This window comes from Aeromicrobium senzhongii, from assembly GCF_014334735.1.
GTDB lineage: Bacteria > Actinomycetota > Actinomycetes > Propionibacteriales > Nocardioidaceae > Aeromicrobium > Aeromicrobium senzhongii.
Genome location: NZ_CP060587.1, coordinates 583708 through 598415, shown reverse-complemented (window position 1 = coordinate 598415; position 14708 = coordinate 583708). Strand labels below are relative to the sequence as shown.

Below are 14708 nucleotides of genomic sequence, written 5' to 3'. Positions count from 1 at the left end.
ATGTGACCCATGGACCTGGCGACCTTCGAGTCACTGCTCGACGACGAGGGCCAGGTCCTGTTGGGGCACATCGCCGAGCGCTCGGGCTCCGAGTCCGATCTGGCGCTCGGCACCCGGCTGCGTCGTGACCACCCTGCGGAGCTGGTCGCCGCCGCCATGTCGCAGCACGCACTGCGGCGGCGAGCGACGGCGAAGTTCGGCGAGGATGCCGCGCGGATGTACTTCACGCCGGACGCCCTCGAGCAGTCCACCCGTTCTCCCGTCGCCGCGCACCGGGCCGCCCGCCTGGTCGAGCTCGGCGGCACGCGCGTCATCGATCTCGGGTGCGGGATCGGTGGCGACCTCATCGCTCTGGCGCGCGCCGGGCTCGCGGTCCGCGGCATCGAGCAGGACCCCGTCCGCGCCCGGATCGCCCGGGCGAACCTCGCGGCACTGGACCTCGACGGAACCGTCGAGGTGGGCGACGCCACCACGACGACGCTCGAGCCCGACGAGGTGGCATTCGTCGATCCGGCCCGCCGCGACGGCACGGGTCGCACGTTCCGGCTGGACGCGCTCGTCCCGTCGTGGGACTTCGTGACCGGTCTGCTGCGCGGACGCGCCGTCGCCAAGGTGATGCCCGGCATCGCCCACGACGCGGTGCCACCCGGCGTGCAGGCCGAATGGGTGTCCGACGGCGGCGATCTGGTCGAGGCCTGCCTGTGGGGCGCGGGCTTCGGTCCCGGCCCTGCACGCCGGGCCACGATGCTGCCGTCGGGGGCGACGAAGGTCGACCGCGGCACCGTCGCCGCCACCGGTCCCGTGTTGTCCCATCTGGTCGAGCCGGACGACGCCGTCATCCGCGCGGGCCTCGTCGCCGAGCTGGCGGACGACCTCGGCGGACACCTGCTCGATCCGCACATCGCGTGGGTCACGACGGACTCCCCGGAGGCCGAGCCGTACGGCCGCGCGTTCCGGGTCGAGGCGGAGCTGCCCTTCCGCGAGAAGCAGTTGCGGACGGCCCTGCGCGAGCGCGACATCGGGACGCTCACCGTCAAGAAGCGCGGCGTCGACATCGTCCCCGAGCGGCTCATCGCGCGACTGAAGCTCACGGGGTCGCGGTCCGCCACGGTCGTGCTGACCCGCGTCGCCGGCGAGGGTCGCGCCTTCCTGGTCGAGCGGTGTCGCTGACCGGTAGCGTCGGGCCATGCCCGCCAGCGTCGACCTCAACGTGGACCTGGGCGAGTCGGCCGAGCGATGGGCCTCCGGCGAGGACCGCCGACTGCTCGCCCTCGTCACCAGTGCCAACGTCTGCTGCGGCGCGTACGCCGGCGACGACGACCTGATCGCGTCCACCTGCAGCGCGGCCGTCGAGCACGGCGTCGCCATCGGCGCCCAGGTCGGTTACCCGGACCGCGAGGGCTTCGGCCGGCGCGACATGGACCTCGCCCCGCGGGATCTGGCCGAGGAGGTGCGTCGACAGATCGACCACCTCCGGGCGCTGGCCGCCCCGTTCGGCGGCGTCGTCGGCTACGTCAAGCCCCATGGCGCGCTCTACCACCGGATCAGTCACGACCCGGCCCAGGCCGCGGCGGTCGTGGAGGCCCTCCTGGGCGATGCCCTGCCACTGCCCCTGGTCGGGATGCCGGGCTCGCTGGCGCTCCAGCTGGCACGGGAGGCCGGTGTCGCGACCGTGCACGAAGGATTCGCCGACCGCGCCTACGCCGGTGACGGCTCGCTCGTCCCGCGCGGCGAGGCCGGCGCCGTCCTCACCGACCCCGACGCCGCCGCACAGCAGGCGCTGTCCCTCGTGGACGCCGTCGACTCGGTCTGCGTCCACAGCGACAGCCCCGGCGCTGAGCTGCTGCTCGGCCGCGTCCGCGACCTCATGGCCCACCACGCCGTCCACGTCCGGGCGTTCGGCTGACGTGCGCGTCCTGCCCTGCGGCGAGGCCGCCGTCCTGCTCGACTGCGAGGACGCCGAGGAGGCCCGCCGCTGGCACGCGGCCCTGCGCGAACACGCCCCCGCGCTCGGAGCGCGCACGGTCCTGCTCCGAGGGCGGCCCGACGAGCTGCGTGCTCTGGTCGCGTCGACGGAGGTGTCCGACCTCGAGGTCGTCCGAGGGCGCGAGATGGAGGTCGAGGTCGTCTACGACGGGCCCGACCTCGCGGACGTCGGCCGCCACTGCGGCCTGGCCGTCGACGAGGTCGTCCGCCGGCACACCGGATCGCCCTGGACCGTCGGGTTCGCCGGCTTCGCGCCGGGATTCGCCTATCTGACCGGCGGTGACCCCCGGCTCGAGGTGCCCCGCCTCGACCAGCCGCGGCCGCGGGTCGACGCGGGCTCCGTCGCACTGGCCGGGCCGTTCAGCGGCATCTATCCCCGCTCCTCCCCCGGCGGCTGGCAGCTCATCGGCCGGACGGACGCGCCGCTGTGGGACCTCGGCCGTGAGGATCCGGCCCTGCTGCGTCCCGGTGACGTCGTGCGATTCGTGGCGGTCGACCGATGAGCCTGCGCGTGCTGGAGCCGGGGCCGCTGACGCTGGTGCAGGACCAGGGGCGCCCCGGACTGGCCGACCTGGGTGTCGGCCCGTCGGGCGCCTTCGACCAGCGCGCTCTCCGCGCGGCCAACCGCCTGGTGGGCAACCCGGAGGGCCATGCCGTGCTCGAGGCCGTCGGCGGTGGCCTGGCCGTCGTCGCCACCGCATCCCACGTCGTCGCCGTGACCGGTGCCGTGGGGCCCGTGTCCGTCGACGGGCGGCCCGTCGCCTCCGGTCGCGTGCTCTCGCTGCGCCGTGGCGACGTCCTGCGGCTGGGTGCACCCACCGTCGGGATGCGCTGGACCCTCGGCGTCGGCGGTGGCTTCGTGCCCGAGCCCGTGCTGGGCAGCCGGTCCTTCGACACGATGGCCGCGCTGGGTCCGGCGCCGCTGTCGCCGGGTGACGAGCTGATCGTCGGCCCACCCCATGGCGCGGTGTCCCTCGAGACGGTGCCCGCCTACCTCGCCGCCGGGGACGTCGGCGTCGGCGTGGTCCTCGGCCCGCGCGACGACTGGTTCACCCCCGCGGCGATCACCACCCTGCTGTCCTGCCCGTGGCGGGTCGACCCGGTCTCGGATCGCATCGGCGTCCGGCTCGAGGGTCCTCCGCTCGAACGTGCCCGCCCGGGTGAACTCGAGAGCGAGCCCGTCGTGCGCGGCAGCATCCAGGTGACCAGCTCGGGCCGCCCCGTGGTGCTGGGGCCGGACCACCCCGTGACGGGCGGCTACCCCGTCATCGGCGTCGTCGTCGACACCGATGCCCTGGCCCAGGTGCGCCCCGGCGACCTCGTGCGGTTCCACCGCCGCCGGCCCTGACCGCCCGCCCTCTTCCCGAGATTTGCTCTCTTTTCGACGTTTCAACGGGCCTGAAACGTCGGAAGGGGAGCAAATCTCGGGGCTGGGGGGCGAGGATTCGCCAGCGGGTCAGGCGACGATGCGGGTGACCGGCAGGCTCGAGTCGACCGGCAGGTCCAGCGGCGAGGGCGCGATGCCGCGGCGGACGACCTCGGCGCCGAGCGCAGCGACCATGGCGCCGTTGTCGGTGCACAGCGACGGCGGCGGGATGCGGACCTCGACACCGGCCTTCGCGGCCCGCTCCAGCACGAAGTGGCGCAGCCGGCCGTTGGCCGCGACGCCGCCGCCCATGATCAGGCGGGGCACGTCGTGGTCGACGCACGCCTTGATCGCCTTGCGGCTGAGGACGTCGCAGACCGCGTCCTGGAACGAGGCCGCCACGTCGGCGACGGCGACCGGTCGGCCCATGCGCTGCTCGTGCTGCACGTGGCGCGCCACGGCGCTCTTGAGACCGGAGAACGAGAAGTCCCACCGGTAACGGTCGAGGTCACGGCCGGTGGTGAGGCCGCGCGGGAAGGCGATCGCCTTGGGGTCGCCGTCGCGGGCGACCCGGTCGATCTCGGGTCCCCCGGGGTACGGCAGGCCCAGCAGGCGCGCGACCTTGTCGAAGGCTTCGCCGGCGGCATCGTCGATCGTGCCGCCCAGCAAGGTGATGTCGGTGGCGATGTCGTTGACCAGCAGCAGCTCGGTGTGGCCGCCGCTGACCAGCAGCGCGATGGCCGGCTCGGTGTACCGGCCGTGCTCGAGCTGGTCGACCGCGACGTGCGCGGCCAGGTGGTTGACGCCGTAGAGGGGCTTGTCGTGGGCCAGCGCGAGGGCCTTGGCGGCGGCGACGCCCACCAGCAGTGCGCCGGTCAGCCCCGGGCCGCTCGTGACGGCGATCGCGTCGACGTCGCGGACGTCGACCCCGGCCTGCTCGTAGGCCTGCTCGAGCGTGGGCACCATCGCCTCGAGATGGGCGCGGCTGGCGACCTCGGGCACGACGCCACCGAAGCGCACGTGCTCCTCCACGCTCGAGGCGACCGCGTGGGCCAGCAGGGTGGTGCCCCGCACGATGCCCACGCCGGTCTCGTCACAGGAGGACTCGATGCCCAGCACCAGCGGCTCACTCACCCGCCCATTCTCTCAGGCGGGCGAAGACTCAACTGCGCTGGGCGCGCTTGGCCTCGCGAGCCGCCTTCTCCTCGAGATCGAGGCGGCGGGCCTCCTCGGGCGTCGGGGCGGTGCCGCCGTACCGGGCCGGAGCCCACCACTGACCCTCGGGCGAGATCGGGTACTCGCGGATGGCCTTGTCGAGCAGGGCGGCCAGCGCCGCGTGCAACTGCTCGGTCTCGGCGACGGGATCCTCGCCCGTGACCGGGATCGGCGCACCGACGTGGAGCGCGACGGTCTTGCCGCGACCCCACAGGTCGGCCTCGTGGTCCTTGGTCTTGAGCAGCTGGGTGCCCCACACGACCATCGGGATCAGGGGGACCCCGGCCTCGGCGGCCGCACGGACGGCGCCGGTCTTGATCTCCTTGACCTCCATCGAGCGGCTGATGGTCGCCTCGGGGAAGATCCCGACGATCTCACCGGCGCGGGCGTAGTCGGCCGCCGCGTGCAGCGAGCCCTCGCCCTGCGCGCGGTCGACGGGGATGTGGTGCATCGAGCGCATCAGCGGGCCGGAGACCTTGTGGTCGAAGGCCTCCTTCTTCGCCATGAAGCGCACGAGGCGCCCCGAGGGCACCGCCGCCAGCCCGTTGAAGATGAAGTCGACGTAGCTGACGTGGTTGGAGGCCAAGATGGCTCCGCCCTCGCGCGGGATGTGCTCGGTGCCGGAGGTCTGGAACTTCATTCCCAGCACGCGGAACAGCGTCTTGGCCGTGCCGATGACCGGCGGATACGTCAGGTCGCGCATGCCAGAACCCTAGTGCACGCGCGTTCACCCGGCCGGGGTCTCGTCACTCGTCCTCGACGACGTGGACGGCAGCCTCCTCGGCGCTCGCAGCGGCACCGTCGATGCCGACGTCCTCACCGACGAGCTCGGCCACCCGGTCCTCGCCGATGCCGCCGTCGGGGTCCACCAGACGGCCGGAGCGGGCTCCGCCGACCTCGCCGTCGTCGAGGTTCTCCTCGCTCCACTCGGCATCGGGATCGACGTCGGGCACCTCCTGCGAGAGCCGCAGGTCGAAGGACTCCCCCTCGAGCTGTTCTTCGACCGTCGTGCCGAAACCCTCGCCGGGGGACCAGCGCTCGGGCGGGCTGATGCCCTCGTCCAACGGATCGAACGGCTCACGGTTCATGAGCGTGTCGTCGTTCTGCTGCTGGGTCGGGTACTGGGCAGGTGCCGGGGCAGGATTACGCGGATCACTCATACCTCCACCATGCCATGGCGCTAAAGGGCTCGCAGCGGGCTCGAGGTCAGTCCCGGAAGCGCTCCGCCGCGGGTGTCGAGTGCCGGATCGACCGGCGCAGGAGCACGACGAGGACGACCGCCACGACCAGGACGAGGAGCCATGAGGCACGCTCGGCACCCCCGGTGAAGACCGCCAGGAAGGCACTCATGCCGATCGTCGACCAGATCGTCGCCCAGATCACGGCGCCGGGCACCAGGCCCGTCAGATAGCGGGGAAACGTCATCTTGGCCAGGCCCGCGCCGAGGTTGACGGCGGTCTGGGCGCCCACCGTGAAGAAGCTCACGGTGACGGCCGGCGGACCCCAGCGCTCGACCTGCGCCATCGCCAGGCGCACGCGTCGCCCCGGGCGACGATCGCGCAGGAGGCCGGCCGCGACGGCCCGGCCGATCCCGTAGGTGCCGCCCGCGCGCAGCAGGACGATCACGAAGAAGGCGAGCCACGCCCAGGCCCACGGCCACGAGCGGATGGACTCCATCACGTCACTCATGACAGCCGCAGCTCCATCAGCACGGCGTCGGCCCCGGACCGGTAGTAGGCGCGACGGCGGCCGATCTCGTCGTACCCCGCACCGCGGTACATCGCCAGGGCCGCCTCGTTGTCGTCGGCGACCTCGAGCAGCAACCGCTCGGCGCCGCGCGCCCGCGCCGCGTCCTGGACCGCGGCGAGCAACCGCGAGCCCACGCCCTCACGGCGCGAGCCCAGGCCGACCGCGATCCGCATCAGCTCGGCGTCGGGGGCGAAGAGTCGCAGCGAGGCATAGCCGCGAACCCCGAACTCGTCGACCAGTGCCAGCACGATCCGGTCCGCGACGAGCTCGTCGCGGACCTGGGCGGCCGTCCAGGCGTCGGGACCGAAGCTGGCCTTCTCGATCGACTCGAGGGTGTCCAGGTCGCGGAGGCCGGCCGCGCGGATCATACGAGCTTGGGGGCGACCTGGGGTGTCGCGTCGGGTCGGCGCAGGTACAGCGGCTCCAGCGGCAGCTCGACCGCTCCCCCGCCGGCGACCAGGGTGGCCAGCGCGGCGGCGGACGGGTCCAGCGGCGCGTCCTCGAACCAGTCCAGACGATCGGCGTACAGCTGTCCACCGCGGCCGACGACCGGGAGCCCCAGGGCGGCGACGGTCTCGGCGAAGTCGACCTCGGGTCCGGCGACCCGGACCCCCTCGGCCGTGAAGCGCCCCCAGTAGACCTCCTTGCGCCGCGCATCCGTGGCCACGACGAATTCGGAGTCGAACAGCGAGGCGGCCTCGGCGGCGAGGATGTCGAGCGAGCACACGCCGTGGGTCGTGAGGCCCAGCGTCTGGCCGAGCGTCAGCGCCGTGACGACGCCGACGCGCAGGCCGGTGAACGGACCCGGGCCCACGCCGACGGCGACGTCGGTCAGGTCGGCGGCGGTCGCACCGGCTCGCTGGAGCGCCTCGCTGATCGCGGGGGCCAGCAGCTCTCCGTGGGCCATGGTCCCCTCGCCCGTCGCCTCGGCGACGACGGAGGAGCCGTCATGAACGGCGACGGAGATCGCCGGGGTGGCGGTGTCGAACGCGAGCAGCAGCACGACACCAGCGTAGTTGCGGGCCGAACGGGGACCACGCCAGGCACCGGCCGCAGCGTCAGCCCAGCAGCGTGCTGCGCAGCGGGACTTCCAGCCAGCGCCGGCCGCGCGGACGGATCGTCACGACGCGCATCTCGTCGGACTCGACGCCCGACGCCGTGCCCAGGGGATCGCCGGGGCTGGCGAGCCGCGCCTCGATGGCGACGGACAGCCAGCTGTCCGAGAGCTGCTCCGCCATGCCGGCCCCCCACTCGACGACCGTGACCGACTCGTCGGTCGTGGCGTCCAGGTCGATGTCGTCGATCTCGGCGGCGCTGCCCAGCCGGTAGGCGTCGACGTGCACCAGCGCCGGTCCACCGACCTCGCTGGGATGGGTCCGCGCGATGACGAACGTCGGCGACGTGACCGGGCCGCGCACGCCCAGCGCCTCGCCGAGGCCCTGGGTGAAGGTCGTCTTGCCCGCGCCGAGATCGCCGGTCAGGACGAGCAGGTCACCGGCACGCAGGAGCGTCGCCACCCGCGCCGCGAGGTCGCGCATCGCATCGGCGTCGGGCACCTCGCGCGCCAGCCACAGCGTCTTGCCCATCTCGATCGTGCGACCGTCCTGGCGCACCGGCAGGTAGTGCCGGTGGCTCCAGAAGCGGATGTTGTCGGGCAGCTCCTCGCGGACGTGCAGCCAGATGCCGTCCATCTCCCCCTCCTCGGCGACGTCCTCGGCGACACCGACCATCACCGAGGCCACACCCCGGTCGCGTCCGAGGGGATCGACGCTGACGCGCTTGAGGCCGAGCATCCCCGGCCGGCTCCGGTCGAACAAGATCGCGCCCATGGGCAGCCCGCGGCGCGTGGCCAGCAGCCCACCGTCGCGTTCGAGCGTCGCGGCCACGGTCTCGAGCGTCTCGTCCCCCGCCGTGGCGGGCGGGTCGAGCGCCGGCCGCGTCGCGAAGGCGCGGTGGATGACCTGGAGCACCTCCGCCGCCCGCTCGGCCCCGACCAGCTCGACGTCCAGCTCGGTGCTCACCGCTGCTCCTCCATCTCCGCGCTGCTCATGCGATGTCCTTGAGGACGCGCTCGATCGCCTCCGTCACCTGCTCGCACTCCTCGAGCATCACCATGTGCCCCGCGTCGTTGACGGGAACGAGCTCGGCACCGGCGATGTGCCGGGCCAGCCAGCGACTGTGGCTCAGCGGAGTCATGACGTCCTTCGTGCCGCACACCACCGACGTGCGGCACTGCGAGATCGCGTCCAGCCCGGCCCCGAGGTCGAGCTCGACGAAGTTGTCGTAGAAGTTCAGGATCACGGTGGTGGGGGCGCGCAGGATCATCTCGTCGGCCATGTCGACCCGGGCCGCTTGCGCGTGCGGGCCGAAGGCCCACCGCCGGATGATGGCGTAGCTGTTGAACTCGCGGCCCCAGTCCAACAGCGGGGTGGCGGCCTTGATCATGGGCACGACGAAGCGCAGCGCCGGACTGCGGCGCATGAGCTTGCCCGCGCTGGTGCTGACCAGCACCACCCCGGCGACGCGGTCCTCGAACAGCTCGGGAGCCAGTTGGGCCAGCTGCATGACCGCCATGCCGCCCATCGAGTGGCCGACCAGCACGACCGGCCCCTCGGGGGCGTGGGCGTCGATCACCCGGTGGAGGTCGTCGGCCATGTCGTGCAGCGACGAGTTCCGGGGCCCGCTGCGGCCGGACCGGCCGTGCGAGCGCAACTCCATGAAGACCAGCCGGGCGTGGCCGCGCAGGGCCAGTCGCTGGAAGTGCCACGTGTCGAGGTCGCACATCCACCCGTGCACGAACACGATCGTCGGCCCGGGCCCTTCGTCGATCTCGACGTGGATGGGGACGTCGTCGGAGGCCGAGACGTAGTAGGAGTCGCCCCGGACCGTGCCGAACTCGACGTCGTCACCGCGCGACAGCCGTCGTTGGTGGGTCTTGCGGTTCTTCAACACCGTCGCGGCGGCACCCGCGACGCCCGCCGCCGCGAAGGCACCCGCGGTGGCGGCGACCCGTCCTGCGACCGACGTCATCGTTCTCCTCGGTAGGTGCGGGACCAGCGTCCGGCCAGCCGCGTCACGATCTCGTAGGCGATCGTCCCCGCGGCGTCCGCCCAGTCCTGAGCGGTCGGCTCGCCGTCGTCTCCGGGCCCGAACACCGTGACCGGATCACCGATCCGGGCGGGTCGGTCGCCCAGGTCGACGACCAACTGGTCCATGCAGATCGTCCCACGGACGGGTGCACGCTTCCCGTCGAACCCCACCTCGGCCCGGTTCGAGGCCGTGCGGTGAATGCCCTCGCCGTATCCGACCGGGACGAGCCCCAGGGTCGTCTCGCGGTCGGCGGTCCAGCGCCAGCCGTACGACACGGAGGCACCCGCCGGGACCCGCTTGACGTTCGCCAGGACCGTGCGCGCCGTCAGCACGGGACGGACCTCGGGCACGTGGACGGCCGGGTCCGGGTCGATGCCGTAGGAGGCGATGCCCATCCGGACGAGGTCGAAGTGCGACGACGGCCGGGTGACCGCCGCCGCCGAGTTGGCCAGGTGCCGCACGCCCGGATCGACGCCGGCGGACGCCAGCTGGTCGACGGCCGCGCGGAAGACCGACTCCTGGTGGTCGTTCGACGGGTTGTCGGGGTCGTCGGCGCTGGCGAAGTGGGACCAGATGCCCGACACCTCGATGCTGCCGGCCTCCTGGAGCCGGGCCGCGGCCGCGACGAGCTCGTCCCACTGGGGTCCGAACGCCCCATTGCGCGACAGGCCGGTGTCGACCTTCAGCTGGACGCGGGGCCGGTCGCCGGCTGCGGCGATCGCCTGCAACTGGTCGACCCCCGAGGCGGTGACCTCGACATCCGCGGCGACCAGCTCGGCGAACGGCGCCCCGGGCACCGCCAGCCAGCACAGCAGCGGGCCGCGGTCGCCGGCCGCACGCAGCTCCAGTGCCTCCGCCGGGGTGGCGACGCCCAGCCAGTCGGCCCCGCCCTGACGCGCCGCGCGCGCCATCGGCACCATGCCGTGGCCGTAGGCGTTGGCCTTGACGACCGCCATCTGCAGCGCGTCGGGGGCGTACGCCCGCAGCGCCGCGAGGTTCGCGCGGTACTGGTCGAGGTCGACGAGGAGGTCGGCGTTCATGTCAGGTCTCCGGTTCGGTGGTCCTGGCCGGGTCCGGCACAGAACTGCTGCAACAGCCGCGGCATCGCGCGGGCGACGTCCGAGGCGACGAACGGGCCGCCCAGCCGCTCGGCCGCGAGCCCGTGCACGAGCGCGGCGATGGATCCGGCGTCGAAGGCATCGAGGCCCCGGGCCAGCAGCGATCCGGCGAAGCCGGCCAGGACGTCGCCGGCCCCGGCGGTGCCCAGCCAGGGCGTGCCCGAGGTGTTGACCCTCACCCTGCCGTCGGCGGACACGACGAGCGTGCGCGGCCCCTTGAGCAGGACGGTCGCGGACCAGCGCTCGGCGGCGCGCCGGGCGTGCGTGAGCGGGTCGGCCTCGACGTCGTCGCGGTCGCTGCCCAGCATCGCCGCCAGTTCGCCGGCATGGGGCGTCAGCAGGGCGTCGGTGGCGAAGGTGGCGGGCAGGTGTCCGAGCGCAGTGGCGTCGACGACGACCGGGACCTCGTCGGCCAGCGCGGCCGCCAGCGGCTCGGGCGAGTCCTGCCCGCCCGGTCCGACCACCCAGGCCTGGACACGGCCGTCGGCGGCCACGACCTCGGGAGCCCGGTCCACGACGCGGCGCGACAGCTCCGGCTCGCCGACGAAGCGGACCATCCCCGCCGGGCCCGCCTGGGCCCCGGCGACGCACAGGTGCGCGGCACCGGCGTACTGCGGCGAGCCGGCGCGGATGCCCAGCACCCCGCGGCTGTACTTGTGATCGGCCGCTCCCGGGACGATCTGCTCGCGGAACCGTGCCCCGTCGGCCAGCTGGAGGGACTCCAGCGCCGGCTCCCCCGACAGGTCCAGGCCGATGTCGGCGACGTCGACCCGTCCCGCGAGCGCTGCGGCGGGACCGAGCAGCAGCCCGTACTTGGCGGTGCCGAACGTGACGGTGTGGTCCGCGCGCACGGCCGGTCCGTCGAGGCGCCCGTCGTCGACGCCGATCCCCGACGGCACGTCGACGGCGACGACCACGGGCCGCTCACGCTCGATCCAGGCCGCCCAGTGCGCGGCCGCGCCCTCGAGCCCGGGGCGGGCGCCGATGCCGAAGAGGGCGTCCACGACGAAGCGATGGCCGTCCGGCCGGTCGACGACGCGTGCGCCGGCAGCGGTGGCCGCGGCCAGTCCTGCGGTGTGGACCTTCGACGCGTCGAGCAGGCACAGGTTCACCCGGCGGCCGCGCTCGAGGAGGTGGGCGGCCGCGAAGAGCGCGTCCCCACCGTTGTTGCCCGGGCCGACCAGCACCACCGCGGTCTCCTCGGCGGGCACCAGTGCGAGCAGACGCTCGGCCAGCGCACCGGCGGCGCGCTGCATGAGCCCGTCCCAGCCCTGCTGGTCGGCTGCGACCTCCTCCGCTGCGCGGATCTGCGCAACGGTGTGGGCGGTCAGCATCGGGTCACTCGACCGTGACGGACTTCGCCAGGTTGCGAGGCTGGTCGACGTCGTGGCCCAGCAGCTCGGCCAGTTCGCAGGCGAAGATCTGCAGGGGCACCGCGGCCACGAGCGGCTGCAGCAGCGTCGGCACCTTCGGCAGCCGGATCACCACGTCGGCGAACGGCACCACGGAGTCGTCGCCGTCCTCGACCAGGACGATCGTGTAGGCCCCGCGGGCCCGGACCTCCTGGATGTTGCTGACGATCTTCTCCTGCAGCTGGTCCCGCGCCCGCGGCGGCACGATGACGAACATCGGCAGGCCCTTCTCGACCAGCGCGATGGGTCCGTGCTTGAGCTCGCCGGCCGCGAAGCCCTCGGCGTGGACGTACGCGAGCTCCTTGAGCTTCAGCGCACCCTCGAGCGCCACCGGATAGCCGACGTGGCGGCCCAGGAACAGGAAGGAGCGACGGTCGACCAGCTCGGCCGCGAGCTTGCGCACCTGGTCGCCGTCGTCGAGCATCCGCTGGACCTTCGCGGGGATCTGCTCCAGCTCGTCGATGATGACCCGCACCTCGTCGCCGTACTTCACGCCCTTGACCTGGGCCAGGTAGAGGCCGAGCAGGTAGCAGGCGACGACCTGCGACAGGAAGCCCTTGGTGGACGCGACGGCGACCTCGGGTCCGGCGTGCGTGTAGATCACGGCGTCGGACTCGCGCGGGATCGTGGACCCGTTGGTGTTGCAGATCGAGAGCACCCGGGCGCGCTGCTGGCGGGCGTACCGGATGGCCATCAGGGTGTCCATCGTCTCGCCGGACTGGCTGATCGCCACCACGAGCGTCGCGCGGTCGATGATCGGGTCGCGGTAGCGGAACTCCGAGGCCAGCTCGACCTCGCAGGGGATCCGGGTCCAGTGCTCGATCGCGTACTTCGCGACGAGTCCGGCGTACGACGCGGTGCCGCAGGCGATGATGATGATCTTGTCGATCTCGCGCAGCTCGTCGTCGGACAGCCGCATCTCGTCGAGCTGGAGCAGTCCGTCGGGGTCCGTCCGGCCCAGCAGCGTGTCGGCGACCGCCTTGGGCTGCTCCTCGATCTCCTTGACCATGAACCACTCGTAGCCGCCCTTCTCGGCGGCGGTGACGTCCCAGTCGACCGTGTACTCGGTCGTCGGCGCGGGGTTGCCGTGGAAGTCGGTGACCTCGATCGAGTCGGCGGTGATCGTGACGACCTGGTCCTGGCCCAGCTCGATCGCCTCGGCCGTGTAGTCGATGAACGCGGCGACGTCCGAGCCCAGGAAGTTCTCGCCGTCGCCCCGGCCGACGACCAGCGGCGAGTTGCGCCGCGCCCCGACGACGACGCCGGGGTTCTGCGCGTCGGCGAAGACGAGGGTGAAGGCACCCTTCAGCCGCCGGCACACCGCGCGCACGGCCTCGGGCAGGTCGTCGGTCTGCTGCAGCTCGCGGTGCAGCAGGTGCGCCACGACCTCGGTGTCGGTCTCGGACGCGAACTCGTAGCCGGCATCCTCCAGCTCGTCGCGCAGGACCATGAAGTTCTCGATGATGCCGTTGTGCACGACCGCGACCCGCTCGCTGCTGTCCAGGTGCGGGTGCGCATTGGCGTCGGTCGGGCCGCCGTGGGTGGCCCAGCGGGTGTGTCCGATCCCGGTGGTCGACTCAGGCAGCGGACGGGTCGCCAACGCGGCATCGAGGTTGGCCAGCTTGCCGGCCTTCTTGTCCCAGGCGATGTGGTCGCCGTCGACGACGCCCACCCCCGTGGAGTCATAGCCCCGGTATTCGAGGCGTCGCAGCCCACCCATCACGACGTCCAGCGCCTGGCGATGGCCCACGTATCCGACGATTCCACACATGGGTTCAGGGTACCGACTGCGCGGTGGGCGCAAGGGCTGGTGACAATGGTCGGTATGTCACGGGACCCCTCCCCCTATGTCGAGCTCGAACGCTCGGCGTGGGCGAAGTTGGCACACGACGCCGTCCAGCCCATGTCCCCCGAGGAGGTCGAGCGCGTCCGTGGCCTGGGCGAGGAGCTTGACCTCGACGAGGTGCAGCAGGTGTACGTCCCGCTCACCCAGCTGATCAGCCTGCGCGTGCGCCTGGCCGAGGCCCTCTACCGGGCCACCGAGCGGTTCCTGGGCGACCCGCAGCCCGATCGCGTGCCGTTCATCATCGGCCTGGCCGGATCGGTGGCGGTGGGCAAGTCCACGACGGCCCGCCTGCTGCGTGACCTGCTGGCCCAGCACGACGACCACCCGAACGTCGCCCTCATCACGACCGACGGCTTCCTGTTGCCGAACGCCGAGCTCGAGCGCCGCGGGATCATGCACCGCAAGGGCTTCCCCGAGTCCTACGACCGCAAGGCGCTGCTGCGGTTCGTGATGCAGGCCAAGAGCGGTGCCGAGGTCATCGAGGCGCCGGTCTACGACCACCTGACCTACGACCGCACCGACGAGACGATCTCGATGAAGCGGCCCGACATCCTCATCGTCGAGGGCCTCAACGTCCTGGCGCCGCCGCGGTCGCGCGGCGACGGGTCGCCCGGCCTGGCGATCAGCGACTTCTTCGACTTCTCGATCTACGTCGATGCCAACAGCCGCGACATCCGCCGGTGGTACATCAGCCGGTTCCTGCGCCTGCGCGAGACCGCGTTCGCCGACCCGGCCTCCTACTTCCACCGGTACAGCACCTACACCGACGAGGAGGCGCAGCTGCGCGCCGAGGAGCTGTGGGACACGATCAACTGGCCCAACCTGCGCGAGAACGTCGCCACCACGCGCGGCCGCGCCGACCTCGTGCTGCGCAAGTCGTCGGACCACAGCGTCCAGTGGGTCCGCCTCCGCAAGCTCTGACCTCC

16 protein-coding genes are annotated in these 14708 nt (G+C 72.7%); 5 read left to right on the top strand and 11 right to left on the bottom strand.

The window, feature by feature from the left end:
- Positions 1–9: 9 nt before the first annotated feature.
- From H9L21_RS03025 to H9L21_RS03010, 4 genes are read left to right on the top strand one after another with little or no spacing between them, the layout of a single operon-like run.
- Complete coding sequence (locus H9L21_RS03025) at positions 10–1170, top strand: THUMP-like domain-containing protein (protein WP_154595745.1); 1161 nt, start codon at positions 10–12, stop codon at positions 1168–1170.
- 16 nt (positions 1171–1186) lie between these two features.
- Positions 1187–1906, top strand: coding sequence for a 5-oxoprolinase subunit PxpA (locus tag H9L21_RS03020; protein ID WP_154595746.1), 720 nt, complete (start codon positions 1187–1189; stop codon positions 1904–1906).
- A gap of 1 nt (position 1907) precedes the next feature.
- Positions 1908–2489 carry a 5-oxoprolinase subunit B family protein gene (locus H9L21_RS03015; protein ID WP_187411741.1) on the top strand — a complete coding sequence of 194 codons (582 nt, stop codon included), beginning with the start codon at positions 1908–1910 and terminating at the stop codon, positions 2487–2489.
- The gene (locus tag H9L21_RS03010) at positions 2486–3334 is read left to right on the top strand and encodes a 5-oxoprolinase subunit C family protein (RefSeq protein ID WP_154595747.1); all 849 of its coding nucleotides are present in this window, start codon (positions 2486–2488) and stop codon (positions 3332–3334) included. The genes H9L21_RS03015 and H9L21_RS03010 overlap by 4 nt, the downstream gene beginning before the upstream one ends.
- Positions 3335–3442: 108 nt before the next feature.
- Here H9L21_RS03010 and tsaD read toward each other — a convergent pair whose 3' ends face one another.
- Genes tsaD through glmS form a run of 11 tightly spaced genes read right to left on the bottom strand, consistent with a single transcriptional unit; the run spans position 3443 to position 13707 of the window.
- Positions 3443–4486: a tRNA (adenosine(37)-N6)-threonylcarbamoyltransferase complex transferase subunit TsaD gene (tsaD, locus tag H9L21_RS03005; RefSeq protein WP_222865836.1), complete on the bottom strand. Its 1044-nt coding sequence runs from the start codon at positions 4484–4486 to the stop codon at positions 3443–3445.
- Between the two features lie 28 nt (positions 4487–4514).
- Complete coding sequence (locus tag H9L21_RS03000; RefSeq protein WP_154595748.1) at positions 4515–5270, bottom strand: lysophospholipid acyltransferase family protein; 756 nt, start codon at positions 5268–5270, stop codon at positions 4515–4517.
- A gap of 43 nt (positions 5271–5313) precedes the next feature.
- Complete coding sequence (locus tag H9L21_RS02995; protein WP_154595749.1) at positions 5314–5727, bottom strand: DUF5709 domain-containing protein; 414 nt, start codon at positions 5725–5727, stop codon at positions 5314–5316.
- Positions 5728–5773: 46 nt separating this feature from the next.
- On the bottom strand, positions 5774–6256 hold the full coding sequence (locus tag H9L21_RS02990) for a VTT domain-containing protein (protein WP_222865835.1): 483 nt from the start codon (positions 6254–6256) through the stop codon (positions 5774–5776).
- Positions 6253–6684, bottom strand: coding sequence for a GNAT family N-acetyltransferase (locus tag H9L21_RS02985; RefSeq protein WP_154595750.1), 432 nt, complete (start codon positions 6682–6684; stop codon positions 6253–6255). Before H9L21_RS02985 ends, H9L21_RS02990 begins: the two co-directional genes overlap by 4 nt.
- Positions 6681–7319 carry a tRNA (adenosine(37)-N6)-threonylcarbamoyltransferase complex dimerization subunit type 1 TsaB gene (tsaB, locus tag H9L21_RS02980; RefSeq protein ID WP_187411740.1) on the bottom strand — a complete coding sequence of 213 codons (639 nt, stop codon included), beginning with the start codon at positions 7317–7319 and terminating at the stop codon, positions 6681–6683. Before tsaB ends, H9L21_RS02985 begins: the two co-directional genes overlap by 4 nt.
- A gap of 55 nt (positions 7320–7374) precedes the next feature.
- Positions 7375–8337 (bottom strand): tRNA (adenosine(37)-N6)-threonylcarbamoyltransferase complex ATPase subunit type 1 TsaE, encoded by a 963-nt coding sequence (gene tsaE / locus H9L21_RS02975; protein WP_222865834.1) that lies wholly within the window; start codon positions 8335–8337, stop codon positions 7375–7377.
- A gap of 25 nt (positions 8338–8362) precedes the next feature.
- The gene (locus tag H9L21_RS02970) at positions 8363–9346 is read right to left on the bottom strand and encodes an alpha/beta fold hydrolase (RefSeq protein WP_154595751.1); all 984 of its coding nucleotides are present in this window, start codon (positions 9344–9346) and stop codon (positions 8363–8365) included.
- On the bottom strand, positions 9343–10446 hold the full coding sequence (gene alr / locus H9L21_RS02965) for an alanine racemase (protein ID WP_154595752.1): 1104 nt from the start codon (positions 10444–10446) through the stop codon (positions 9343–9345). The genes H9L21_RS02970 and alr overlap by 4 nt, the downstream gene beginning before the upstream one ends.
- Positions 10443–11858, bottom strand: a complete 1416-nt coding sequence (locus tag H9L21_RS02960) for an NAD(P)H-hydrate epimerase (protein WP_154595753.1) — start codon at positions 11856–11858, stop codon at positions 10443–10445. The genes alr and H9L21_RS02960 overlap by 4 nt, the downstream gene beginning before the upstream one ends.
- 4 nt (positions 11859–11862) lie before the next feature.
- On the bottom strand, positions 11863–13707 hold the full coding sequence (gene glmS / locus H9L21_RS02955; protein WP_154595754.1) for a glutamine--fructose-6-phosphate transaminase (isomerizing): 1845 nt from the start codon (positions 13705–13707) through the stop codon (positions 11863–11865).
- A 45-nt stretch (positions 13708–13752) separates the two neighbouring features.
- On the opposite strand from glmS, the gene coaA reads away from it, so the two are divergent.
- Positions 13753–14703, top strand: coding sequence for a type I pantothenate kinase (gene coaA, locus H9L21_RS02950; protein ID WP_154595755.1), 951 nt, complete (start codon positions 13753–13755; stop codon positions 14701–14703).
- The last annotated feature ends 5 nt before the right edge of the window (positions 14704–14708 follow it).